Raw genomic sequence first — 24,052 nt, 5'->3', positions numbered from 1 at the left:
AATTAAAGCATAATGAATACTACTGGTAAAGTACAACAAGTTATCGGGCCAGTTGTTGATGTTAAATTTCCCCTAGACGGTGATTTACCAGAAATTAATACTGCTTTGAACGTTAAAAAGGGTGACAATAAGCAATTAGTTGTTGAAGTTGCTCTTGAGTTAGGTGACGGAGTGGTACGTACCATCGCTATGGACGGAACCGATGGTTTACGTCGTGGTATGGATGTTGAAAATACTGGTGCTCCAATTGAAGTACCAGTAGGTAATGATACTCTAGGTCGAGTATTTAATGTTTTAGGTCAGCCAATTGATGGTGGACCAGAATTTGGTCCTGATCAAACGAGATGGGCCATTCACAGACAACCACCTAAGTACGATGAGTTAAACCCATCTACTGAAGTTCTTGAAACTGGAATTAAAGTTATTGATTTATTAGCTCCATATATTCGTGGAGGTAAAGTTGGATTATTCGGTGGTGCCGGTGTTGGTAAGACCGTTTTGATTCAAGAATTAATTCATAACATTGCCCAGGGTCATAACGGTATTTCCGTTTTCACTGGTGTTGGTGAAAGAACCCGTGAAGGTAATGATATGTACTTTGAAATGAAAGGATCGGGTGTGTTAAAGCATACTGCCATGGTGTATGGTCAGATGAATGAGCCACCTGGTGCTCGTATGCGTGTTGCATTGACGGGTCTTACACTTGCTGAGTACTTTAGAGATGCTGAAGGTGATGATGTTCTTTTATTCATTGATAACATCTTTAGATTTACTCAAGCTGGTACGGAAGTTTCAGCTCTGTTAGGACGTATTCCGTCAGCCGTAGGTTATCAGCCTACTCTGGCTACTGAAATGGGACAACTTCAAGAACGAATCACATCAACTAAAAAGGGTGCGATTACTTCAATTCAAGCTGTTTATGTTCCAGCCGATGATTATACTGATCCTGCTCCTGCAACAACGTTTGCCCATTTGGATGCTACCACCAACCTTGAACGTTCATTAACGCAACAAGGTATTTATCCTGCCGTTGATCCATTGGCATCAACATCATCTGCTCTTTCTCCAGAAATTGTTGGACAAGAACACTTTGACGTTGCAAGTCAAGTTCAACATGTTCTTCAGCGATATCGTGAATTACAAGATATCATTTCAATTTTAGGAATGGATGAATTATCCGACGAAGAAAAGACCATTGTTGGTCGTGCTCGTCGTATCCAATTCTTCCTATCACAAAGTTTCACCGTTGCCGAACAGTTTACGGGTCTTCCAGGTAAGTATGTACCCGTTAAGGATACTATTGCCGGCTTCAAGGGAATCCTTGAAGGTAAGTACGATGATATTCCTGAAGACTGTTTCAGAAATTGTGGTGGAATTGATGATGTCGTTGCAAACTACAACAAACTGAAAGAACAAAAAGCAAGTCAAAGCAAATAGGAGGCTGATCTAATTGGCTGATAATAAATCGTCAGTATTAACCGTTAGTATCGTTACTCCTGATGGCGAAGTTTATTCCAACGATCAGGTCACCATGGCTGTTATTGAGACTATGATGGGTGACCTTGGAATCTTAGCTAACCATGTTCCAGTGATTGCTTCTTTAAGAATTGGTGAGACGAGATTTAAGTTTAACGGGAATGACATGGATACTGTTGCAGTAAACGGTGGATTTGCCGAATTTTCCAATAATACTTTAACCATCGTTGCTGATAGTGCTGAACGTAAAGGTGACATTGATGTATCGAGAGCTACTCATGCCCGCGAGCGTGCAGAACAGAAGATTAAAGATGCTCAATCTAAGAACGATACGGATGCATTGAAACGTGCACAAGTTGCTTTACAAAGAGCTGTTAATAGAATTAATGTGGCACAACATTAATTAAAAAAGAGGAACTTTTTAGTTCCTCTTTTTTGTTACAATTTTTTACATGGACCTCCGATTTACGACAATTGAATGATTTTATGATAGTATATAGTAAGAATGAATATTAGGAGTATCGCGTAATGAATCCATTTGGAGTTGAATCTTTAATAACAATAATTAGTCAGCTATTCTTTATTGCACTAGCTTTTTGGTCTATACAAGGAATTCACTTTGAACGGTTTTTGCCAATTCAAGAACGACAGGGGAAGGTCTTGATTGTCCTACTTTCGATCGTAGTTGGTTTTGTATGCAGTTCGTTCTTTATGTCATTCATTGATAACTTAAAAAATTTAACAGTACTATTTAAATAATACGTAATAGGAGAGAGTACCATGGAAAAAATTGTTGTGCATGGCGGAAACAAACTTAATGGTCGAGTTCACATTGAGGGTGCTAAAAATGCCGTTTTACCGATTCTAGCTGCTACTATTCTTGCAAGTGATGGCGAGACCGTTTTAACAAACTGTCCCATGTTGTCCGATGTCTTCACTATGAATGAAGTTTTAAAACATTTAGGCATTAAGGTTAATTTTGATAAAAGTAAAAATAAAATCACGGTAAATGCTTCTGGACAAATTTCACCAGAAGCTCCTTACGAGTATGTTTCAAAAATGAGAGCGTCAATTGTTGTGATGGGTCCACTTTTAGCTCGCCTAGGTAAAGCAAAAGTTGCTTTACCGGGGGGATGTGCAATTGGAAGTCGTCCTATTGACTTACATTTACGTGGATTTGAAGCCCTAGGTGCTCACATTGAGCAACATGATGGTTATGTTGAAGCATCCGCTCCTAATGGACTTACTGGAACCGACATTTACTTCGATTTTCCAAGCGTTGGTGCTACTCAAAACGTGATGATGGCCGCTACCCTCGCTAAGGGAACTACCAAGATTCAAAACGTTGCCCGTGAACCTGAGATTGTTGATTTACAAAAAGTATTGAATAAAATGGGAGCAAAAGTTTCTGGAGCAGGCACTGATACGATTACAATTACTGGAGTATCAAGTGTTCATGGTGCTAGTCATGAAGTGGTCCAGGATCGAATTGAAGCTGGGACTTTTATGGTTGCAGCAGCACTTACCGAAGGGAACCTTTTGATTGAAAACGGTATTACTGAACATAATTTACCATTAATTTCAAAAATGAAACAGATGGGTGTTAAAGTTGAGCAAGAACATGATGGTGTTCGTGTCATTGGACCAGCAAAATTAAAGCCAGTTGACGTTAAAACTGCTCCATATCCGGGCTTTCCTACTGACATGCAGCCTCAAATGACAGTGCTTCAGTTAAGGGCCGATGGTGTTAGCAAGCTAACGGAAACGGTTTTTGAAAATCGGTTTATGCACATGGAAGAATTACGCAGAATGGGTGCTAAGTTCGACATTAATGGCGAAACTGTCACTATGTATGGACCAACTCACTTTGAGGGCGCTAAAGTTGCTGCAACTGATCTTAGAGCTGCGGCTGCATTGATTTTAGCTGGCCTAGTTGCTGATGGTTATACGGAAGTTACTAATCTGAAGTATCTTGATCGTGGCTACTACGAATTTCACAAGAAACTGCAAAAACTTGGTGCAGAAGTTGAACGAATCCCAGTTAAAGAAAGCGACGCAATTGCTAATGACTAACTTAATCGTTAGAAAAATTTAGATAATTTCGTATGTGATAATCCTCTTTTGCTATTCTGGATATGCTATAATTTAGTTAAACGATGTTACGGAAGGAAGTATTTTTATGGCACAAGATATTGGGATTGACTTAGGAACCGCTAACGTTCTTATATACGTTACGGGGAAGGGTATTGTTCTTAATGAACCATCTGTAGTTGCCGTTGATACTAAGACAAATAAGGTATTGGCGGTCGGTTCTGAAGCTTACCAAATGGTAGGTAGAACTCCTGGAAACATTAAAGCCATTAGACCTTTAAAAGACGGAGTTATTTCTGATTTTGACATTACTCAAGAAATGCTCTCGTATTTTATCAGTAAATTAAGCGTTAAGGGCGTTGTTTCTAAACCACAGACGATGATCTGTGCTCCTACAAACATCACTAACATTGAACGAAAAGCAATTATCCAAGCAGCGGAACGCGCCGCTGGCGGTGAAGTTTTCATTGAGGAAGAACCTAAAGTGGCTGCCGTGGGTGCCGGTATGGATATTTACCAGCCTCATGGTAGCATGGTGATCGATATGGGTGGTGGAACTTCAGACATTGCAGTTCTTTCACTCGGTGATATTGTAGCCAGCAAGTCACTTAAAATTGCCGGAGATGTGATGAACGTTGATATTGTTAACTTCTTGAAACAAGAACATAACCTTATTATCGGGGAACACACCGCTGAACGAATTAAGATGCAGATTGGAACCGCTGACGTTTCCAACCAAGATGTTAAAGAGATGGAAGTTAGAGGTCGTGACTCGGTTAGTGGGATGCCTAAGTCGGTAACCATTACTAGTCAAGAAGTCGCGAGAGCCATTAGTGGCTCAATTAACTCCATTGTGTCAGGTGCAAAGGCAGTCTTAGAGACAATTCCGCCAGAAATTTCAGCTGATATTATTGATCGAGGAGTAATGTTAACCGGTGGTGGTGCACTCCTTAAAGACATTGATACTGTAATTTCAAATGCGTTAACGGTTCCAGTTTATATTTCTGAAGATCCTTTAGATAACGTTGCAAAAGGTGCTGGTGAAATGCTTGAGCACATGAGTAACAACAAGAAGAGTCGGGGATTTTTCAGTAGAAAATAATCGAGAAAAAATTGAAACGAATATTTATATCTTTAATTAAGTTTTATCAGCGTTTTATTTCACCGTTGTTTCCACCTAGTTGTCGATACTCACCAACGTGTTCGCATTATACGCTTGAAGCGATTGATCGCTTCGGGGCATTCAAAGGAACACTAATGGGGTTTGCACGAGTTTTGAGGTGTAATCCATTGGTTAAGGGTGGATACGATCCAGTTCCCAAACAATTTTCATTGGGAAGAAATAAGAGAGCTGAGGAAGATTATCGTCGCTCAATGAAGCTAAAATAGTTGATTTTATCAACTATTTTTTATTCTAGGAGGTTTTTAAGCGTGTCTCGAAAAGAAAAGCAAATTGGTGTTAATATTATTGATGATCCAGAGGAAAGCACGTTGAAGTTAGTGCAAATTGGTGGTCATACGGTTGGCACCATTGAGGAAAAGAATGGGAAGTCAATTTGTGTAGTTGGTGACAAAACTTTCCACGAAAACAGCGATGAAGATGCTGTTGCTGAAGTAATAAGAGAGTATAATTTACACCAAAGATAAGTATGATTTATGAAAAAAAGGAGTTCTAATCGTGTTTAATAAGTCGGAAAGTACAGACGAGAATCGAATCGATTGGGGAATCATTTTTTGTGTACTGATGCTTGCTTTGGTGGGCCTAGGATCGATCTTTGTAGCTGCCAGTCATGATACAAGTCAGACGAGTGTCGTAAAGGCCGTTGTTTCACAATTAGTGTGGTACGCAATTGGTGCGATTGCCATCGTTGTGATTATGCAATTTGATTCGGAACAATTATGGAAATTAGCACCCTATGCGTATTGGTTTGGGATCTTTCTTTTAGTTGCTGTTTTGTTCTTGTACAGTCGTTCCTATGCGGCACAAACCGGTGCTAAAAGTTGGTTTCAGTTAGGGCCATTAACATTTCAACCATCTGAAATCATGAAACCTGCGTATATTTTGATGTTGGCTAAAGTCATTGCTTCTCACAATAATGAACATCCAATTCATGAAACTCGAAGTGATTGGGCGCTACTTGGTAAGATGATTTTATGGACGATTCCAATTGTGATTTTACTGAAGCTACAAAATGACTTTGGAACCACCATCGTGTTCATTGCTATCCTGGCAGGGATGATGATTGTATCTGGTGTTACGTGGAAGATACTGGCGCCAATCTTTGGTGTTACAGGTGGTCTTGGCGCCATCGCGCTGACACTTGCCATTACTAAAGAAGGTCGAATGTTACTTGGTCATTTTGGTTTTAAGTCGTATCAATTCGCTCGAATTGATACCTGGCTGCATCCTGAATCAGATACAAGTAACCAAGGATTTCAACTATGGCAAAGTATGAAAGCAGTCGGATCAGGTGGTCTCACTGGAACGGGATTTAACGTTTCCAAAGTTTATGTTCCAGTTCGTGAATCTGATATGATCTTTTCTGTGATGGGAGAGAACTTTGGATTCATTGGTGGAGTACTGTTGATTCTTCTTTATTTCTTATTGATTTATGAGATGATCAAGGTTACTTTTGAGACTAAGAATGTTTTCTATGCCTATATTTCTAGTGGAGTTATTATGATGATTTTATTCCATGTTTTTGAAAACATCGGAATGAGCATTGGGTTACTTCCAATGACTGGAATTCCGCTCCCGTTTGTGAGCCAAGGAGGTTCTGCCTTAATTGGTAACATGATAGGGATTGGGTTAATAATGTCGATGCAATACCATAACAAGAGTTCAATGTTTAGTACAGATAAGAATTTCTCATAAAGCATGTTCATTCATGCTTTTTTATTTGGGATTATTTATCGGTTAATTTTTGTGTTATAATTAAGGTTCTATTATGAACGACAGAGGTGCGAATATGACTAAAAATAAGAAGCACGTCGCGTTATTATTTGGTGGTAATTCATCGGAACACGACGTCTCAAAAAGATCCGCGCATAATATCTATGATGCGATGGACAAGGATAAGTACGAAGTCAGCTTATTCCTAATTACCAAGGATGGAATCGTCTTGAGTGATGATGCTTCACATCGTGTATTTGATGGTGAAGATGAAGCAGAGGTGGAAAAAGATGAGGCTTTAAATCTCGACATGAATAATCCGCTAGCTCCTATTATTAATTTCGATAGTGCTAAAGATATTGATGTTTTCTTTCCCATTATTCATGGTAACCTAGGAGAAGATGGAACCATTCAAGGACTATTACGTCTAATGAATAAGCCCTACGTTGGAAGTGGAATCTTAGCTTCTGCAATGGCTTATGATAAGGATATTACCAAGAAAATCCTGGATGAAGCCGGTATCAACAATACCAAATACGTCTTATTGACTCCGGATAATCGAAAAGATTGGAATTATGCTAAATTATCGAAAAAGCTCGGTTCATTAATGTTTATCAAGCCAGCCAATCAAGGTTCCTCCATCGGTATTCATCAGGTGCATGATCAAGATGAGTTGGATAGTGGACTAGAAGATGCTTTTCGTTATGACAACAAGATTTTGATTGAGGAAGCAATTGAGGGACCAGAAGAAGTTGAAATTTCTATTTTAGGAAACGAAAATCCCAAGGCATCAAAATTAGGTGCAATTAAAGTTCCCGCTGACGATAAATTCTACACCTATGACAACAAGTTTGTTGATGCGAGTCAGGTTCAATTTACGATCCCAGTTGAATTGCCAGATGGTGTCGATGATCAAATTACGAACATGGCACTAGACGCCTATAAGGCTCTTGGATTAAAGGGAATGGCTCGAATTGATTTTCTTGTTTCAAAGGATTTTAAGCCATATTTGAGTGAAGTTAACACATTACCGGGCTTCACCAATATTTCTTTGTATCCACAACTTTGGGAAGCTTCTGGGATTAGTTATACCGAATTAATCGATAAATTGATTGCATTGGCATATGCTGAATTTGATCGTCAGTCAAAAATTTTGCATGACTTCAAGCCGCTTCAAAAGGGCGATCAGAAAAAAGTATATAAGGATAAGTAATAAAAAAAGATTATGACATAGTCATAATCTTTTTTTATTTGAGGACAGTTCTTCGTATATACTTATAAGAGGTGATAATAATGGAAAGATGTAACTGGGCAACTAAGAGTCCACAATTGATGAATTATCATGATACGGTGTGGGGTGTTCCAGATTATGACGAAAAATCATTATTTAGAGAACTGTCACTAGAGATAATGCAGGCAGGACTTCAATGGAATTTAATTTTAAAGAAGTTAGACGGGTTAGATGATATTTATCACAATTTCGATTTTAATTATTTGTCTACCCACGCGGAAATCGTCAAGAACATCGCAGTGAGTGACAAGCGTGGAATTAGAAATCGGTCAAAAATTGATGCCATTTTAACCAACGCCAAGATTGTTTTTGAGTTAGAAAGAAAGGGGATTCATTTTTTTGACCAATTATGGCAGCAAGTGAATTATACTCCCATTGATCATTTAGTTATTAATGATCAAATCGATATTCAGCAAATGGAACCAGTGATTAAAAAATTTAATCAGGTTTTTCAAACGTATCCCTTTAAAAGGGTTGGACCCACGACACTCTATTCGTTTTTACAAGCTTCAGGGATTATTAATGATCATAACGTTAATTGTTTTAGACACGATGAAATTTTGAATCGTCAAGGGAGATGACGTGTAATTGGAAGTCATAATGCCCTCAAAAGCGCTATTGAAAAAGATTGGAGCAAGAATTAAAAGACGCCGAATTGATATTCATATGACGCAGTCTGAGCTTGCCAAAGGACTATGTACTCAGTCAACCATCAGTGCGCTTGAAAATGATGGGTGTTTTAATCAATGGGTGATTATTCCAGAAATTGTGTCTCGATTGGGATTGAACTTAGATGAAGTTTGTTCTGATGAAAAGTATTGCTATGCTAAAAAAATACTGAAGAAAGTTGAATGTATTTTACTTCATTATCATTTCAAGAAAGCTAATACGATTATTGAAACAATCAAAGTTGAGAATATTGATTCAAGAGAAATCAAAGGAAGATACTGTTGTGAACGGGGTTTTGTAGAATTATTTTGTGGTTTTTCCTTAGATGAAGTAATCCTATGCTTTCATACTATGATTGACTCGTGTTCCGTCAAAACAAATTTTATTTGTACGGCATGGAGTTATTTGGGCATTGCAATCTCATATCGGAGATTGGGATGTCAGAAATTAGCTCGTAAGTACTTGGATGATGCCCTGATGAGGATGGGACAATTACTGCATCGAAGAAAAATGAGCACTATTGATCGGTATATTGTTATTAAATTGGGACTTGCCATTGTCACTTTTGCCTTTGTAGCTAACGACAATCAACTAGTGATTTCTGAATCAAATGTTATGATATCTTATCTAAAACGTAAGTATTCCTTCTATTGTTTGAAATCCTTTTACAGTTTAAAGTATTTGAGTTATAAACGGGAGAAACTATTTGAAAAGGCGGAAAGCACTCAAAGTAAAATCAACCTTTTGAAGGGAGTAAGAGATAGCGGGCGGATTGATAAATTATTAAAAATTGCCAAAATAAAAAATCATTCGAAATAATTATCGAATGATTTTTTGCTTTACTTAGAAACTTTTTGTTTTCCTTTTTTAGGATCAACTTTTTGATTATTTAGATTTGTTCTTACTACCAATACATCACAGACCGCCATCCTAGTGACGTACTCAGTTACTGAACCGATTAGTAATCGTTCAACACCATTTAACCCAGTTGCACCGATCATGATTAAATCAATATCAAGTTTGTCGGGAATTTCCTTAGAGATGATTGTTTTCGGAGCGCCATATTCGATTGAATAATCAACTTTGTTAACGCCATCATCCTTGGCCTCTCTGGCGTACTGTTCGAGTGTTTTTTTAGCGTTTTGAGTTACTTCTTCAACTACTGATGTATCAAAACTAGAGATATTTTGAAATGCTCGTGTGTCTACAACGTGGACAATGTGTAAATGGGCATCATTACGTTTGGCAACGGCAACGGCTTTTTTAAAAGCCAGCTCTGATTCGTATGAACCATCAACGGGAACTAAAATATTATTGTATTCTTGTAGCATAAAAACCACCTCGATGTTTTATTTAACTTAATTCTAGTATTTTTTAATTGAAAAGTCAGATATAAAGGTTATTTATCCATGTACTGAATGATGAATAGTTCTGGAATCACAGCACACAAACACCCCGCACATAGGACTAGCAGAGTAAAAACGGTGTTGTCGAAGAATATTGAAATAATCCCAAAAATTGCTACCACGATTAGAATGACCCCGCTAATGAGTAAGATGATGCTTAATGAGGTAAACTTTTCGGGATGAAACAGTAGGAAACTTTTATGAGCATTGGTTAAAAAATAAATTCCGTTAATGATTAAAATTACGGAGAAAAATAACATTAAAACTTTGATAAGCATTGACAATTATTCCTTTCCGACATGCTTTTCAGCCTCATTGATTTTTTTATATTGATCGGCTAAAGCTTTTTCGTATTTACCGTTCAGCTTTGGTTGATAGTACTTGGCATTCTTAATTTTGTCAGGAAGATACTGCTGTTTAACCCAGTCATTGGGATAATTATGTGGATATTTATAACCGACGTGGCCTAGTTTTTTGGCACCTTTGAAGTGGGCATCCTTTAAGTGATCGGGAATGTCCCCATAATTGCCAGTCTTTACGTCAGATAAAGCCTTATCAATCGCTGTAATTCCTGAATTTGATTTTGGTGAAAGACAAAGATCAATGATGGCGTCAGACAGTGGAATCCGTCCTTCAGGGAGACCGAGTTTATCAGCAGCTTGCACTGCCGATACGGTTCTAGACGCAGCAGCCGGATTAGCTAGCCCAATATCTTCATAAGCAATTACCATTAATCTGCGGGTTAGGGAGTTTAAATCGCCTGATTCAATTAATCTAGAGGCATAGTGTAAGGCCGCATTAACATCGGAGCCACGAATTGATTTTTGAAGTGCTGACATCACGTTGTAGTGAGCGTCACCATTTTTATCTTGACTCAGTGCTTTCTTTTGTAAACAAGCTTCAATATCAGACAGAGTAATGTGAATGACGCCATCTTGGTCAGGCGTAGTGGACTTGGCGGATAATTCTAGGGCATTTAAAGCACTTCTCAAATCACCGTTAGTACTGTGGACTAAAAAGCTCATGGCGTTATGGTCGAGTTTGATCTTTAGATTACCTAAGCCATTTTGCTTGTCCGCTAGTGCTCGCTTAACGGCTTTGGCTATGTCAGCACTGGTTAATGGATGAACTTGAAATATTTCTGTTCTAGAACGAATGGCCGGACTGATATTGATATAAGGATTTTCTGTCGTTGCCCCGATTAAGATAATTTGCCCACTTTCTAGTAGTGGTAACAAAAAATCTTGCTTGGTCTTATCTAACCGATGAATTTCATCTAGTAATAACACTACCGTTCCACTCATTTTAGCCTCTTCAGCTACTGCCTGGAGGTCCTTTTTAGTGTCAGTTGCCGCATTTAACATCCGAAAAGCATATTTAGTCGAACCTGCGATTGCACTTGCAATACTAGTTTTTCCAGTGCCTGGAGGTCCATATAAAATCATTGACGAAAGCATCTTGGCTTTTACCATGCGATCAATAATTTTGCCCGGGCCGACCAAATCCTGTTGGCCAACAATATCTTCAATTTTAGTGGGCCTCATTCTGTAGGCGAGGGGCTTTTGCATTCTATAGCTTCTTTCTACTTAAATAACCGTGAGAACCATGATTGGTGTTTTTTAGGTTGATCGTCGTCATGTTTGGCGTTAACCTTACTAGGATCAAAATCAATGTGGTCTTTATTAATTGCATCAGGGGCAACTAAGACCACGGCATATTGATTAGGCATCGTACCATAAGCACTGTTATTTTTTAAAGTGAACTTGGTGTTGTTTTGGCTAGCTAACTTCATGTACGGTTGTTGCTGTTCTTCAGCTATATTGCCATTAATGAAGAGTTGGTAATTAGGATGTTGTTTCATCTCGGCACTCAACTGATCGATTGCATCCTGGTTTTTATCTTCAGAAATCGTAATGGCGAAGTCGACCCGTTCTCGAAAAGTTCCTAGGTATTTTCGTTGCTCATCTGGGTTAATTTGAGGGGAGTTTCCGCTCATTGCTTGATCAAGTCGATTTTGAACTGATCCTTTGTCATCTGTCATAATATTTGCTCCTTATTGAGTATTTACTACATTTTAACATTAAAGAAATTGGAGATACAAAAAGGCGGTCTCAATCGAGATCGCCTTTTCTTTAACAGACACAATATTTTAACGGTTGTAGTATTCAACAACTAATGAAGTATCAATATCTGCATTTAATTCATCTGGTTGTGGATATCTAGTCAATGAACCCTCAAGCTTATCAGCGTCGAATGATACATAAGCAGGGCGGCTCACAACTGATTCAACAGCCTCTTTGATGATGCCCATGTCCTTATCCTTTTCACGAACACCGATCACTTGACCGGGTTTTACTTCGTAAGAAGGGATGTCAACTCGCTTGCCATCAACGGTAATGTGACCGTGATTAACTAGTTGTCTAGCTTGTCGTCTAGTAGTGGCTAAGCCTAAACGGTAAACTATGTTGTCTAAACGACTTTCAAGCATAATTTCAAAGTTATCACCATGCTTACCCTCACGGATTTTACCAGAGCGGTTAAACAATGAGTAAAATTGACGTTCAGTTAAACCATACATGTAACGTAATTTTTGCTTTTCACGTAATTGAACACCATATTCTGAAAGTTTTTGACGACGACCTTGGCCGTGAACACCAGGAGCATATGGGCGACGTTGTAATTCCTTACCAGTACCTGATAAAGAAACTCCAAGACGACGAGAAATTCTCCAACTTGGACCTGTATACCTTGACATAAATGAATCCTCCAATAAAATATTTGGAGTAAAATAACGATGTACGCTTAGTATTCGTGCATATCCCTCTGAACTTTCGCCTCAGCAGCCAGTGGGTTACTAATTAAACTATAAGTAGCAAGGACATGTTGACGAGCTTACCGCATACTGCTGCATTATTTTACACAAGCTCAATTATATGAAATTAGCACTTAAAAGTCAATGCAACGTTGCAGTCAATGATCTTAAAAACTCAGAATGCTATCATAAATTTTTCTCATTTATGATATAATTACTTTAATAACAAGGAAAAGTTTATACATAATTAATTTGTTGAAGGACGGGTATTTAATGGTTAACGTCATTATTGGAATTTTAGTTGTAGTAGCCGTAATTTATTGTGCCGTGGTCATGTACCAGCACCATTTATTAAAAATTTCTGAAACAATCGAAAAACGTGTTAAGCGCCTAAATGATTTGAATCTGCAAGATGAGATTAATAAAGTGAAAGATATCGGCCTTACTGGTGATTCATTAAGTAGCGTTAATAGTGCTCAAGCTGATTTTGATAACGTTACTAATAACTTACTTCCTTCCGTCAAAAATAACGTCGAAGCGGTGAAAAGTGACGCAAAAGGAATTAATTTTGTTAAGACACGGGAAGCATGCTCAGATGCGGAACAACAAATTAAAGCTTCAGAAGATGATGTAAAGGTAATTCGGCAGTTTTTAGCTAAAATGAATCAGCTGAATTCTGAACATAAGAAAGCTATTACTGATTTAGAGGGTCGTTATAAGGAACTTCGAAAAGAATTGCTTACTAAGAACGCTTCCTTTGGGCCCGCGATTGATGCGCTTGAAAATCAGTTGTCGACGATTGAGGGGACCTTTGATGATTTTTCTAATCTATCAAAAAATGGTGACCACGAGAAAGCTGATAAAATTCTTGGTGATTTAAATAAGTCAACTAATCAGTTAGAAGCTGATGTGCAACAGATTCCTCATTTATATGCTACTAATAATGTAGAATTTAAAAATCAAATTGATGAGATTAGCTCAACGCATTCTAAAATGAACGCAAATGGGTATGAATTTGCTGATGATGAATTTGACGTCTCTTTAGAGGAATTAAGAACAGCCGTTTCCGATAACCTTGAAAATATTGCTCACCTTGATTTAAAACTGGCTAAGGATTCTGATAGTGAGATTGAAACCAAGATTGATCGTCTTTACGATTTAATGGAAAAGCAATTAATTGCTAAGAAAAAAGTTGATAAGGGATTTAAGATCACTGGAGAATATATCCAACACGCCAAAAAGCAAAATCAGGTTTTAATCGATGAATTAGATCGACTCAGTCATAATTACTCACTAGAACATGGTGAGATTGATAAGGCCAATGCTTTAGGGAAACAAATTGATGAGATTGAAGCTACCTATAAAAAAGATCGTGATGCAATTGATAATAAGAAAGCCATTTATACTCACATCCTTGCCAACATCACCAGTAGCGATAGTCAATTAACGGAGATTGAAAAGAAACAACGAGCCATTAATGATTCGGTGGCTGATTTTAAGGATGAAGAGCAGAAGGCCCATCAGGTTTTAGATGATCTTGATTTGGAACTTCACGGAATTCAGCGTAAGATTGATGAGTTGAATTTACCGGGCATATCTCAGGATTACATTGACTACTTTGGCATTGTGGCTGATGAGATTAAAGATCTTAATCGGACGATGGATAAGGTCAAGATTAGTATGGATGATGTTCAAAAACAGTTAAGTGTGATTAAATCAGATCGTGATACTCTTGAGGAGAAGACTGATGATTTGATTGATAGTTCATCGCTTGCTGAGCAAGTGATGCAGTATGCTAATCGTTATCGAAATTCTGATCCAGAGATTAGCAGAGCACTGGTAAAAGCTAAGCATCTGTTTGACGATGAATATAAGTATCCTGAAAGCTTAGAAACCATTGCAACTGCGATTGATAAAGCCAATCCTGGATCCTACAAGCGAATTGAAAATACCTATTACAAAAATAAGCAAGATTCACAAAATCAAAAGTAAGCACGAACAAGCTGAGTTAGAGTTGGAACAATTCAGCTTGTTTTTATTATGTTTCAATGCTGGTATAATAAATCTTGTTGTAATTTCGACGAATTAGAAAGAGAGGGTACCAAATGATTTACTTTGATAATAGTGCGACGACTAAAGTAGATAGTCAGGTTTTGGATACCTATAATCAGGTGAGTGAAAAGATCTGGGGAAATCCTTCCAGCCTTCATAACTTTGGTCAACAATCATTTAATTTATTGAATCAATCAAGAAATCAAATTGCGAGAATTTTAGGAGTAGAACCTAACGAAATCTACTTTACTAGTGGAGGAACTGAGGGTGACAATTGGGTTATAAAGGGGACCGCCAAAGAGAAACATCAATTTGGTAAGCATATCATCACTTCTTCTGTTGAACATGCAGCGGTGAAAAATTCAATGCACGCTTTAGAAGATTTGGGATTTGACGTTACCTATTTACCCGTTGATAAAGAAGGACGAGTTTCCGCAAAAGACTTAGAATCTGCTATTAGACCGGATACGATCTTGGTGTCAATCATGGCGGTTAATAATGAGATGGGCGCCATTGAACCCATCAATGAAATTAGTGATGTCTTAAAAAAATATCCCAAAATTCATTTTCATGTTGACGCCGTCCAGGCTGTTGGTAAAGGTCTACACGGTTTGGTTTTCAATGATCGAGTTGATTTTGTCACATTTTCTGGGCATAAATTTCATGCTCCCAGAGGAATTGGTTTGATCTATGGGAAAAACGGTCGTAAGATTGCCCCATTAATGGATGGTGGTGGCCAAGAACGAGGACAACGGAGCGGGACTGAGAATGTACCTGCGATAGCAGGGATGGCTAAGGCACTCAGAATCATTTCGGATCATGAATCTGAAAGCATTGCATGTGAACAAAAAATCAGAGAACGAATTTATACTCATATTACTAAGTTCAACAAGGTCCATCCTTTCTCCGGTTTATCAGACCACTTTGCTCCACACATTCTTTGCTTTGCAATTGAGGGAGTGAAGGGTGAAACGATCGTGCATGCCTTTGAAGAACATGGAATTTACATTTCTACTACGAGCGCTTGTTCATCCAAAAAAGAGGAAACGGCAGGAACTTTAGATGCTATGAGAGTAGACCCAAGCATCGCTCGCAGTGCCGTTCGAATTTCCTTAGGAGACAAAAATACTTTAGATGAGGCTGATGAGTTTAATCAAGTATTTGATGAGTTGTACGAAGAATTCAAAAAGTTAAGTTAGATAATCATTAAAGAATAGTAAAGGAGTGAGAGTGTGAAGTATAGTGAGATTATGGTTCGTTACGGCGAATTGTCCACAAAGGGAAAAAATCGCAAGGTCTTTATTGGGCAGTTGGGACATAACGTTAGGCAAGTTTTAAAACAGTTTGATGGAGTCACCGTTGATGCCCAGCGGGATCGGTTGCATGTCAGTTTGCATGGTCAAGATGCAGCTCCAGTGATGGCAGCCCTAAAAAAGGTCTTTGGAATTGAGACTTTTTCACCAGTTGTTAAGTTGGAAAAAAATACCCCAATTGAAGACATTCAGAAAAAGGCACTCGCAATGATTTCGAATCAATTTCAGAGTGGTAAAACATTTAAGATCTCAACTAACCGTCAAAATAAAGATTATCCATTAAACACTTATCAAGTGAATGATGAGGTTGGCGGGTATGTCTTAGATCATTTAGATGGGATTAAAGCTCAAATGAAAGGACCTGACATCAACTTACAGATTGATGTCAGAATGTCTGGCATCTATTTATCAAGTGAGACGATTCAGGGAGCATTAGGATTACCAGTTGGAACTGGTGGACGTGGTACCATGATGCTTTCAGGAGGCATTGATTCACCCGTTGCGGCGTACATGGCCATGAAGCGTGGGGTAAAGTTAGATATGATTCATTTCTACAGTCCTCCATACACTAGTGAACAAGCGCTAGCAAAAGCTAAGGATTTGACGGCTAAACTTTCGGCATTGGGTGGAACCGTTGATTTTATCCAGGTCCCATTTGCTAAGATTCAAGAAGAGATTAAAGAAAAAGTTCCAGAGGGTTACTTGATGACGGTTCAGCGCCGGATGATGTTAAGAATTGCCGCAGCAATTACCATTGCACGTCATTGTGATGGGGTATTTACCGGTGAGTCGTTAGGACAAGTTGCTTCACAGACTTTAGAAAGTATGCGCGCCATTAATGATGTGACTAATTTGCCAGTTCTACGTCCGTTGCTTTCTTTGGATAAGACTGAGATTATTAAGATTGCTGAACAAATTGATACCTATGATTTATCAATTCTTCCTTATGAGGACTGCTGTACGATCTTTACTCCACCAGCACCGAAAACGAAGCCGGACGTGGAGAAAGCCAGAAAGTTTGAAAAAAACATTGACGTGGATGGTTTAATGAAAGAAGCCATTGACGGTATTACGATCAGTAAGATTCACCCAAATGATGATTATTTGAACGCTAATGAAGATGTTTTTTCAGAATTACTTTAATGTGATTGACTAAAGATTGTAAATTGAGTAATATTTATTATGTTAAATGATTTGATCAAGAGGTTGGTTGTTATGACGCGCAGAGAGTGGACACGTGCTGGAAAATCCATGCGTTAAAATGATCATTGTTGCTTGTGAGCAGTTATGTTGAATGAATTAAGATGTAATCGGTACTAGCCGTTATCTAGTTAAGTTGGAATTAGCAATAATTCAATTTAGGTGGTACCGCGAGCATTCGTCCTATTCTGGACGGATGCTTTTTATTTTAAATGAGGTGAAAAAATGGCAAAAGAAGTAGATATGTCAACGAAATACGATCCCAATTCAGTTGAAGCTGGGATGTATAAGAAATGGCTCGATGAGGATGTTTTCAAGCCAAATGGGGATAAAAAGGCAAGACCATATTCAATTGTTTTACCTCCGCCAAATGTGACCGGTAAACTTCACTTGGGTCACGCCTGGAATACCACCCTTCAAGACATGTTGATTAGACAGAAACGGATGCAAGGTTATGATACCGTTTGGATTCCTGGAATGGATCATGCGGGGATTGCAACTCAGGCAAAGGTTGAAGCAATGCTTAACGAGAAGGGGATCTCGCGGTACGATTTAGGTCGTGAAAAATTTGTCGATAAGGTTTGGGAATGGAAAGACGACTTTGCTGATACGATCCATAAACAGTGGGCCAAACTAGGGTTATCACTTGATTACAGTCGTGAACGTTTTACGTTGGATGATGGTTTGTCAAAAGCCGTCAGGAAAGTATTTGTCGACCTGTATAATCAAGGGTTAATTTACCGTGGTGAATACATTATTAATTGGGATCCAAAGGCTCGAACGGCTTTATCCGATATTGAAGTTATTCATAAAGATGATAAAGGCGCTTTCTATCACGTTAAGTATCCGTTTGCTGATGATACGAAATTTAATGGAAAGAATTACATTGAAATTGCTACAACTCGTCCTGAGACTATGATGGGTGATACTGCTGTCGCAGTGAACCCAGGTGATGATCGTTATAAAGATTTAGTGGGTAAAAAGGTAGTTGTTCCACTCGTAAATCGGACCATTCCGATTATTGCCGATCAGTACGTTGATCCTGAATTTGGGACTGGAATGGTTAAGATTACGCCAGCCCACGATCCTAATGATTTTAAAGTTGGGAACAGACATGATTTAAAACGGATTAATACCATGAATGAAGACGCTACAATGAACGAAAATGCTGGGAAGTATGAAGGCATGGATCGTTTTGATGCTCGAAAGGCAATGGTCAAAGACCTTGAAGATCAGGGCTTAATGATTAAGATTGATCCCATTGTTCACTCGGTTGGTCATTCTGAAAGAACTGGAGTTCAGGTTGAAGCTCGTCTTTCGACTCAATGGTTTGTAAAAATGAAACCATTGGCCAAAAAGGCAATGGAGAATCAAAAGACCAATGATTCGGTTAGTTTCATTCCAGAACGATTTGAGCATACCTTTATGCAATGGATGGAAAACGTTCATGATTGGGTTATTTCAAGGCAACTATGGTGGGGACATCGGATTCCTGCCTGGTACAATAATGAGACTGGCAAGATTTACGTTGGCGAAAACGCTCCTAAAGATCCTGAAAACTGGACGCAAGATCCAGACGTGTTGGATACCTGGTTTTCATCAGCTTTATGGCCATTTACAACCCTTGGTTGGCCTGATACTGACTCAAAAGATTATCAACGCTATTTCCCTACCAACACGCTTGTAACTGGTTATGATCTGGTGTTCTTCTGGATCTCGAGAATGATTTTTCAAAGTTTACATTTTACCGGTAAGCGTCCATTTAAAAACGTGCTGTTACATGGATTAATCCGTGATGAACATGGGGTTAAGATGAGTAAGTCTTTAGGTAACGGGATTGATCCAATGGATGTTATTGATCAGTACGGAGCCGATGCCTTGAGATGGTGCCTTTCAACTGGAACAACGCCTGGGCAGGACATGAAATTTAGTTATAGTAAGGTTGAATCAGCCTGGAATTTTGTCAATAAGATTTGGAATGCCAGTCGTTACGTCATCATGAATTTAGGTGACATGACAAAGCCAGAGTTACCAGCTCAATCAGAATGGAACTTATCCGATCGATGGATTCTTTCGAAATTAAACCAGGTTGTTAAGCATGTTACCGAAGAATATGACAAGTTTAACTTTGGTGAAGCCAATCGTTCACTTTATGATTTTATTTGGAATGATTTTTGTGATTGGTACATTGAAATGAGCAAGGAAATTTTGACTGGCTTAGATGAAAAAGCCAAACAAAACACGCGAAATATCCTAGCGTACGTTTTGGATCAAATTTTGCGATTACTCCAACCAGTTATGCCATTTGTTACTGAAAAGATTTGGCTTTCAATGCCGCACGTTGGTGAATCATTGGTGGTAGCTGAGTATCCAGTAACTCATGATGAGTTTGATGATAAAAAAGCAGAATCAAATATGAATCATCTGATTGATGTTATTAAAGCAGTCAGAAATATCCGTTCGGAGGTTAATGCACCACTATCTAGTCCAGTTGACATTCTAGTTAAAACTAAGAATTCCGATTTGAAAAAGGTACTAGAAGATAACAGTGACTACATTGAACGATTTGGTCACCCTAATAAGTTAGAGATTGGTTCTGACATTAATATTCCTAAATTGGCTATGACATCGGTAATTACTGATGCTGAGATCAGTATCCCACTGGATGAACTGGTTGACCTAAATGATGAAAAAGAACGGCTACAAAAAGAAGTCCAAAAATTTGAATCGGAAGTCAAACGAGCACAGAAAAAACTAGCTAACAAAAAGTTTGTAGACAATGCTCCGGAGGCAGTTGTCAACGAGCAAAAGGAAAAGCAAGCCGACAATGAGGCTAAACTTAAAGCCGTTAAAATTCGACTTAAAGATGTAATTGATGCTTTAAATAAATAAAAGACGAGGCTCAGCTAAATGGCTGAGCTTTCTTTTTAGAGGAGTGGTAAGGGTGATTGATAGTTACAATGAAGCATTAAAATATATCCACGGTAGACCACGAATTAAAAAGGAACCACCTACAAAACGGATGGCGCACTTTATGAAGAAATTAGGCTGTCCAGAAAAAACGTTAAACTGCATTCATGTAGCAGGAACTAATGGAAAAGGCTCGTGTGTTGCTTATTTAAGTAACATGTTAATGGCTTCTGGACTCTCAGTTGGAACCTTTACTTCACCCTTTATGATTAAGTTCAACGAGCGGATCAGTGTAAATAATCGACCAATTTCAGACGATGAAATTTTAAAGTTAGTGCGTGAAATTAAACCGGTTGTCGATGAAATTGATAAAAATGATCCTGATTTAGGTCCCTCTGAGTTTGAAATCATTTGTGCTATGATGTTCATCTATTTCCGTAAGCATCCCGTTGATATTGTGATTGTGGAGGCCGGAATTGGAGGAAAGTCCGATTCAACCAACGTGGTTAATTCCAAAATGTCAATTATTACTACCATTGGGATGGATCACATGGCACTGCTTGGTGACTCGGAAGAAAAAATTGCGGATAATAAGGCTGGAATTATTCGAAAAAACCGTCCATGTGTGATTGGAGGAATCAAAGCAGGTCCGAGAAAAGTGATTGAACGAGCAGCTAGAAAATTAGATAGTCCGATTTGGGAACTAAAGCGTGATTATCAATTCGCGCAGGTTAATCAAAATCATTTTAATTTTTCAAATAATTATTTGAACATTGATAACATTTCAATGAAACAAATTGGAAGCTTTGAAATGGAAGATGCTGCAATTGCGATTGAAGCTTTCTTGGTTTATGCGTTCAATTATTTAAATATGACAGAACGATCCATGATTTCTTCGGTCAAAACGGGAATTAATTCAACAAAATGGATTGGAAGAATGGAAGTAATTAATAATGATCCCACGATTATGATTGATGGGGCTCATAATGTTCCAGCAATTCGAAGCCTTTTGTCGTCGCTTCGTGTTAGAAATAGTAAGTGGGAAAATTCTCACCTTACAATTGTGATGGGGGTTTTCGCTGACAAACAGTATCCAGAAATGCTCAAAATTGTTGAATCTTTGCCTAATAGTGACGTTATTTTGACACGGTTTTCTGCGGGAGAAAGGCGGGCAAGTGCTGACTTTTCTAAACTTGATATCGATAACTTTTCCAATGTTTCACAAGTTAGCGATTGGCATAAAGCACTGAACAAATCGGTAAAAAAAGTCCGTGCCAAAAAAAACGATAATCAGTTAATTTTGGTTACGGGATCACTGTTATTTATCTCTGAAGTTAGAAAATATATTAAAGAAAATGAAGAAAAACTTAAGTAACTAATTTTGGTCTTATATTTCTGACTGATATAAATGCAGTATGATATACTAGTCTTATCAAAGTAATAACTTAAAAATTAAAACTTAAAATTGAAGGGATGAATAAATTGTTCGGATTAGGTACAAAAAACATCGGAATCGATTTAGGAACCGCTAATACCATTGTTTATGTTGATGGAAAAGGAATCGTTTTACGAGAACCCTCTGTGGTTGCTAAAAATACAAAAACTGGCGAAATTGTTGCTGTTGGGCAACAAGCCGAGTCTATGATTGGTAGAACGCCTGCTAGCATTGAGGCTATTCGTCCAATGAAGGACGGTGTAATTGCAGATTATGATACTACTGTGACTATGATGAAGTATTATATCGATAAAGCCTTGGGTAATCATGGTGGCAAACCTTACGTAATGGTTTGTGTTCCAAGTGGCATCACTGCGGTTGAAAAGCGTGCCGTAATTGATGCTACTCGAGTTGCTGGAGCAAAGGATGCTTATGTAATTGAAGAACCATTTGCTGCTGCAATTGGTGCAGGTCTACCAGTTATGGATCCGACTGGAAGCATGGTTGTTGACATTGGTGGTGGAACTACCGACGTCGCCACTATTTCTCTTGGTGGGATCGTATCATCACGTTCGGTTAGAATGGCTGGTGATAAGTTGAACGAAGTGATCGTTACCTTTATCAGAAAAAATTACAATGTCCTAATTGGTGAACCAACTGCAGAACATTTGAAGTGCACCATTGGTTCTGCATCAATTGGTGCCGCAAAGGATATGAGTGATGAGACCGTTCGTGGAAGAGATTTACTTACTGGTCTTCCTAAGTCAGTTGAAGTAACTGCGGAGGATGTAGCTTCTGCAATGCACGAAGACATTCTTGAGATCATCACTACGATTAAAGAAACGTTAGAAGAGACTTCTCCTGAAATTTCAGCTGACGTGATTGATCATGGAATTGTTCTTACTGGTGGCGGAGCTCTACTCAAAAATCTCCCCGAAGTAGTATCAGATGCCACTCAAGTTCCTGTGACAATTGCCAAGGATCCAATGGATTGTGTAGCAATTGGAACTGGTGAATCTCTTAAGAGTATTGAAGCAATGAATAGAAAATAAATTGGATAAGCGGGGATGAATTCCCGCTTATTTATTTTAAGCACGTACGGAGGATTATTATGCACAAGTTTTTTTCAAGTCGAAAGCTAGTAATCATTGTCGTTTGCTTAATTATTGGCTTAGGTTTGATTAGTGGGTCAGTGGCAGTGCGAAAAAATCGTGCTACTCCTCCATTGATTCAACAAGTTGGAAATGATGTTGTTGGATTTGGCGATCGAATTGTTAGTATTCCTGCCAATGGTGTTGGCTCACTGTTTGGTGCCACTGGTAATTTGTTAAATACTTATCAGGAAAATAATCATTTAAAGGGTCAGGTTGAACAATTAGCTCAAACTCAAGTTAAAAATCAAGCACTGGAAAATGAAAATGAAAAATTAAGACAACAGTTGAATATTAAAGGAACTCCCACGGACTACAAGGCGATTAATGCTAGCGTAATTACTAGGACACCATCCTCATGGCAAAATCAACTGATCATTAATAAGGGATCGGCTGCAGGAATTCAAAAGAACATGTCCGTAATTGTTAATTCAGGACTAGTTGGTCGAGTTGCTGAAGTTAACAAAACCAACAGTAAAGTCGAACTAATCACCGACAAAACTGATAATGCGAGCCGTTTTGCGGTTCAGGTTCAAGGGGAAAAGAAAGTCGTTAATGGATTAATTGACGGTTATAATCGTGATACTAATGAGTTGGTAATGGGAAGCGTTACTAATCAAGACAAGATTAAGTCTGGGACTAAAGTCATGACTAATGGTCTTGGTGGTGTAACTCCTAAGGGACTTTACGTTGGAAAAGTTGCTGGAACTAAACAAAACAGTGATGGTATTTCTGAAAAAGTCAACATTAAACCAGCTGCAAACATGGATGATATTGAGGCGGTGACCGTAATTGGCAAGAAGGATTAGAAGAGGAAGTCCAATGAGACGTCCTTCCCGGTTAAAGTTCTTATATCCAATTGGGTTGGTCGTTTCATTTCTACTGGAAGGAACGATTTCTAAACTTTTTTCACCAGTACTTTTTGGCAAATTTTCAATGGTGCCTTACTTAACCTTGTTATGGTTGGTAATGGCCACTCTTTTTGCACGCCATGAGAAATTACACATGGGATGGTGGGCCTTAGGAATTGGGATCGTTTATGATATTTATTACGTTGGAATTATTGGGATCTTTATGTTCGCATTTCCGCTGGTGGTTTATATTAATCGAATGGTTTTAAAATTTGTGCGTGAGAACATGGTCACTTCATCCTTACTGTACGTTGGGGATGTTTTGGTGATATTTATTTTGAGCTACTTAGGTGATCGAATTGCACATATTGCCTCTCTCAGTGGGATACAGTTATTGATTTATACCTTAGGTCCAACGTTAGTGTTGAACCTGATCCTATTTGTTATTCTGTATCTCCCAATCAGGGCACTTTTCAATTATTTTAGTTAAACTAGGAGCATT

Annotated in this window: 24 protein-coding genes; 19 read left to right on the top strand and 5 right to left on the bottom strand. The window is 38.4% G+C overall.

The genetic code is table 11. The features are described 5' to 3' along the window. Positions 1–12: 12 nt before the first annotated feature. The 11 genes from atpD (at position 13) to AC6UDD_RS04245 (ending at position 9,239) form a co-directional block, all read left to right on the top strand. Positions 13–1,437, top strand: coding sequence for a F0F1 ATP synthase subunit beta (atpD, locus tag AC6UDD_RS04295; RefSeq protein ID WP_500701338.1), 1,425 nt, complete (start codon positions 13–15; stop codon positions 1,435–1,437). A 13-nt stretch (positions 1,438–1,450) separates the two neighbouring features. After that, on the top strand, positions 1,451–1,879 hold the full coding sequence (locus tag AC6UDD_RS04290; RefSeq protein ID WP_010021955.1) for a F0F1 ATP synthase subunit epsilon: 429 nt from the start codon (positions 1,451–1,453) through the stop codon (positions 1,877–1,879). A 125-nt stretch (positions 1,880–2,004) separates the two neighbouring features. Next, on the top strand, positions 2,005–2,235 hold the full coding sequence (locus AC6UDD_RS04285; protein WP_500719021.1) for a DUF1146 family protein: 231 nt from the start codon (positions 2,005–2,007) through the stop codon (positions 2,233–2,235). Between the two features lie 21 nt (positions 2,236–2,256). Then, positions 2,257–3,549 (top strand): UDP-N-acetylglucosamine 1-carboxyvinyltransferase, encoded by a 1,293-nt coding sequence (gene murA / locus AC6UDD_RS04280; protein ID WP_500719019.1) that lies wholly within the window; start codon positions 2,257–2,259, stop codon positions 3,547–3,549. A 106-nt stretch (positions 3,550–3,655) separates the two neighbouring features. Continuing rightward, positions 3,656–4,669 (top strand): rod shape-determining protein, encoded by a 1,014-nt coding sequence (locus tag AC6UDD_RS04275; RefSeq protein ID WP_500719017.1) that lies wholly within the window; start codon positions 3,656–3,658, stop codon positions 4,667–4,669. Positions 4,670–4,680: 11 nt separating this feature from the next. Further along, positions 4,681–4,956: a membrane protein insertion efficiency factor YidD gene (yidD, locus tag AC6UDD_RS04270; RefSeq protein WP_500719015.1), complete on the top strand. Its 276-nt coding sequence runs from the start codon at positions 4,681–4,683 to the stop codon at positions 4,954–4,956. Positions 4,957–4,998: 42 nt separating this feature from the next. Then, a complete protein-coding gene (locus AC6UDD_RS04265) occupies positions 4,999–5,214 on the top strand; it encodes a DUF2969 family protein (protein WP_500719013.1) in 216 nt (71 codons plus the stop codon). A gap of 31 nt (positions 5,215–5,245) precedes the next feature. Then, the gene (locus tag AC6UDD_RS04260; protein ID WP_500719011.1) at positions 5,246–6,442 is read left to right on the top strand and encodes an FtsW/RodA/SpoVE family cell cycle protein; all 1,197 of its coding nucleotides are present in this window, start codon (positions 5,246–5,248) and stop codon (positions 6,440–6,442) included. Between the two features lie 94 nt (positions 6,443–6,536). Further along, on the top strand, positions 6,537–7,673 hold the full coding sequence (locus tag AC6UDD_RS04255) for a D-alanine--D-alanine ligase family protein (protein WP_500719009.1): 1,137 nt from the start codon (positions 6,537–6,539) through the stop codon (positions 7,671–7,673). 80 nt (positions 7,674–7,753) lie between these two features. Continuing rightward, positions 7,754–8,332 (top strand): DNA-3-methyladenine glycosylase I, encoded by a 579-nt coding sequence (locus AC6UDD_RS04250; protein WP_500719007.1) that lies wholly within the window; start codon positions 7,754–7,756, stop codon positions 8,330–8,332. A 37-nt stretch (positions 8,333–8,369) separates the two neighbouring features. Next, positions 8,370–9,239 carry a helix-turn-helix domain-containing protein gene (locus tag AC6UDD_RS04245; RefSeq protein WP_500719005.1) on the top strand — a complete coding sequence of 290 codons (870 nt, stop codon included), beginning with the start codon at positions 8,370–8,372 and terminating at the stop codon, positions 9,237–9,239. A gap of 20 nt (positions 9,240–9,259) precedes the next feature. Here the strand turns inward: AC6UDD_RS04245 and AC6UDD_RS04240 are convergent, their stop codons facing one another. From AC6UDD_RS04240 to rpsD, 5 genes are all read right to left on the bottom strand, one after another. Further along, positions 9,260–9,751, bottom strand: coding sequence for a universal stress protein (locus AC6UDD_RS04240; RefSeq protein ID WP_500694366.1), 492 nt, complete (start codon positions 9,749–9,751; stop codon positions 9,260–9,262). A 68-nt stretch (positions 9,752–9,819) separates the two neighbouring features. Further along, positions 9,820–10,104, bottom strand: coding sequence for a hypothetical protein (locus AC6UDD_RS04235; protein WP_500719003.1), 285 nt, complete (start codon positions 10,102–10,104; stop codon positions 9,820–9,822). Positions 10,105–10,110: 6 nt separating this feature from the next. Beyond that, positions 10,111–11,394, bottom strand: coding sequence for a replication-associated recombination protein A (locus AC6UDD_RS04230; protein WP_500719001.1), 1,284 nt, complete (start codon positions 11,392–11,394; stop codon positions 10,111–10,113). A gap of 14 nt (positions 11,395–11,408) precedes the next feature. Next, a complete protein-coding gene (locus AC6UDD_RS04225; RefSeq protein WP_500718998.1) occupies positions 11,409–11,867 on the bottom strand; it encodes a YueI family protein in 459 nt (152 codons plus the stop codon). Between the two features lie 108 nt (positions 11,868–11,975). Next, a complete protein-coding gene (gene rpsD, locus AC6UDD_RS04220) occupies positions 11,976–12,581 on the bottom strand; it encodes a 30S ribosomal protein S4 (protein ID WP_500718995.1) in 606 nt (201 codons plus the stop codon). A 330-nt stretch (positions 12,582–12,911) separates the two neighbouring features. On the opposite strand from rpsD, the gene ezrA reads away from it, so the two are divergent. The 8 genes from ezrA (at position 12,912) to mreD (ending at position 24,040) form a co-directional block, all read left to right on the top strand. Further along, the gene (gene ezrA, locus AC6UDD_RS04215) at positions 12,912–14,630 is read left to right on the top strand and encodes a septation ring formation regulator EzrA (protein ID WP_500718993.1); all 1,719 of its coding nucleotides are present in this window, start codon (positions 12,912–12,914) and stop codon (positions 14,628–14,630) included. A 113-nt stretch (positions 14,631–14,743) separates the two neighbouring features. Continuing rightward, complete coding sequence (locus AC6UDD_RS04210; RefSeq protein WP_500718991.1) at positions 14,744–15,889, top strand: cysteine desulfurase family protein; 1,146 nt, start codon at positions 14,744–14,746, stop codon at positions 15,887–15,889. A 33-nt stretch (positions 15,890–15,922) separates the two neighbouring features. Next, positions 15,923–17,146: a tRNA uracil 4-sulfurtransferase ThiI gene (thiI, locus tag AC6UDD_RS04205; protein ID WP_500718989.1), complete on the top strand. Its 1,224-nt coding sequence runs from the start codon at positions 15,923–15,925 to the stop codon at positions 17,144–17,146. A 282-nt stretch (positions 17,147–17,428) separates the two neighbouring features. Further along, positions 17,429–20,095 carry a valine--tRNA ligase gene (locus AC6UDD_RS04200; RefSeq protein ID WP_500718986.1) on the top strand — a complete coding sequence of 889 codons (2,667 nt, stop codon included), beginning with the start codon at positions 17,429–17,431 and terminating at the stop codon, positions 20,093–20,095. A 52-nt stretch (positions 20,096–20,147) separates the two neighbouring features. Then, a complete protein-coding gene (locus tag AC6UDD_RS04195) occupies positions 20,148–21,488 on the top strand; it encodes a bifunctional folylpolyglutamate synthase/dihydrofolate synthase (protein WP_500718983.1) in 1,341 nt (446 codons plus the stop codon). A 98-nt stretch (positions 21,489–21,586) separates the two neighbouring features. Continuing rightward, positions 21,587–22,600, top strand: a complete 1,014-nt coding sequence (locus tag AC6UDD_RS04190) for a rod shape-determining protein (RefSeq protein ID WP_500718981.1) — start codon at positions 21,587–21,589, stop codon at positions 22,598–22,600. Between the two features lie 59 nt (positions 22,601–22,659). After that, positions 22,660–23,508: a rod shape-determining protein MreC gene (gene mreC, locus AC6UDD_RS04185; RefSeq protein ID WP_500718978.1), complete on the top strand. Its 849-nt coding sequence runs from the start codon at positions 22,660–22,662 to the stop codon at positions 23,506–23,508. Then, positions 23,492–24,040, top strand: a complete 549-nt coding sequence (gene mreD / locus AC6UDD_RS04180; RefSeq protein ID WP_500718976.1) for a rod shape-determining protein MreD — start codon at positions 23,492–23,494, stop codon at positions 24,038–24,040. Before mreC ends, mreD begins: the two co-directional genes overlap by 17 nt. The last annotated feature ends 12 nt before the right edge of the window (positions 24,041–24,052 follow it).

This window comes from Fructilactobacillus sp. X2R1C3 (assembly GCF_059901425.1).
The sequence above is the reverse complement of the archived record's forward strand: the minus strand, read 5'-3'. Positions and strand labels throughout refer to the sequence as shown.

Bases quoted from the DNA above. Each gene is read 5' to 3' on its own strand.
- mreC (WP_500718978.1), top strand. From the start codon at position 22,660: ATGCACAAGTTTTTTTCAAGTCGAAAGCTAGTAATCATTGTCGTTTGC.
- AC6UDD_RS04285 (WP_500719021.1), top strand. From the start codon at position 2,005: ATGAATCCATTTGGAGTTGAATCTTTAATAACAATAATTAGTCAGCTA.
- rpsD (WP_500718995.1), bottom strand. From the start codon at position 12,581: ATGTCAAGGTATACAGGTCCAAGTTGGAGAATTTCTCGTCGTCTTGGA.
- AC6UDD_RS04210 (WP_500718991.1), top strand. From the start codon at position 14,744: ATGATTTACTTTGATAATAGTGCGACGACTAAAGTAGATAGTCAGGTT.
- AC6UDD_RS04255 (WP_500719009.1), top strand. From the start codon at position 6,537: ATGACTAAAAATAAGAAGCACGTCGCGTTATTATTTGGTGGTAATTCA.
- murA (WP_500719019.1), top strand. From the start codon at position 2,257: ATGGAAAAAATTGTTGTGCATGGCGGAAACAAACTTAATGGTCGAGTT.
- AC6UDD_RS04240 (WP_500694366.1), bottom strand. From the start codon at position 9,751: ATGCTACAAGAATACAATAATATTTTAGTTCCCGTTGATGGTTCATAC.
- AC6UDD_RS04250 (WP_500719007.1), top strand. From the start codon at position 7,754: ATGGAAAGATGTAACTGGGCAACTAAGAGTCCACAATTGATGAATTAT.
- AC6UDD_RS04235 (WP_500719003.1), bottom strand. From the start codon at position 10,104: ATGCTTATCAAAGTTTTAATGTTATTTTTCTCCGTAATTTTAATCATT.
- AC6UDD_RS04275 (WP_500719017.1), top strand. From the start codon at position 3,656: ATGGCACAAGATATTGGGATTGACTTAGGAACCGCTAACGTTCTTATA.
- AC6UDD_RS04225 (WP_500718998.1), bottom strand. From the start codon at position 11,867: ATGACAGATGACAAAGGATCAGTTCAAAATCGACTTGATCAAGCAATG.
- AC6UDD_RS04230 (WP_500719001.1), bottom strand. From the start codon at position 11,394: ATGCAAAAGCCCCTCGCCTACAGAATGAGGCCCACTAAAATTGAAGAT.
- AC6UDD_RS04190 (WP_500718981.1), top strand. From the start codon at position 21,587: ATGAATAAATTGTTCGGATTAGGTACAAAAAACATCGGAATCGATTTA.
- ezrA (WP_500718993.1), top strand. From the start codon at position 12,912: ATGGTTAACGTCATTATTGGAATTTTAGTTGTAGTAGCCGTAATTTAT.
- AC6UDD_RS04200 (WP_500718986.1), top strand. From the start codon at position 17,429: ATGGCAAAAGAAGTAGATATGTCAACGAAATACGATCCCAATTCAGTT.
- atpD (WP_500701338.1), top strand. From the start codon at position 13: ATGAATACTACTGGTAAAGTACAACAAGTTATCGGGCCAGTTGTTGAT.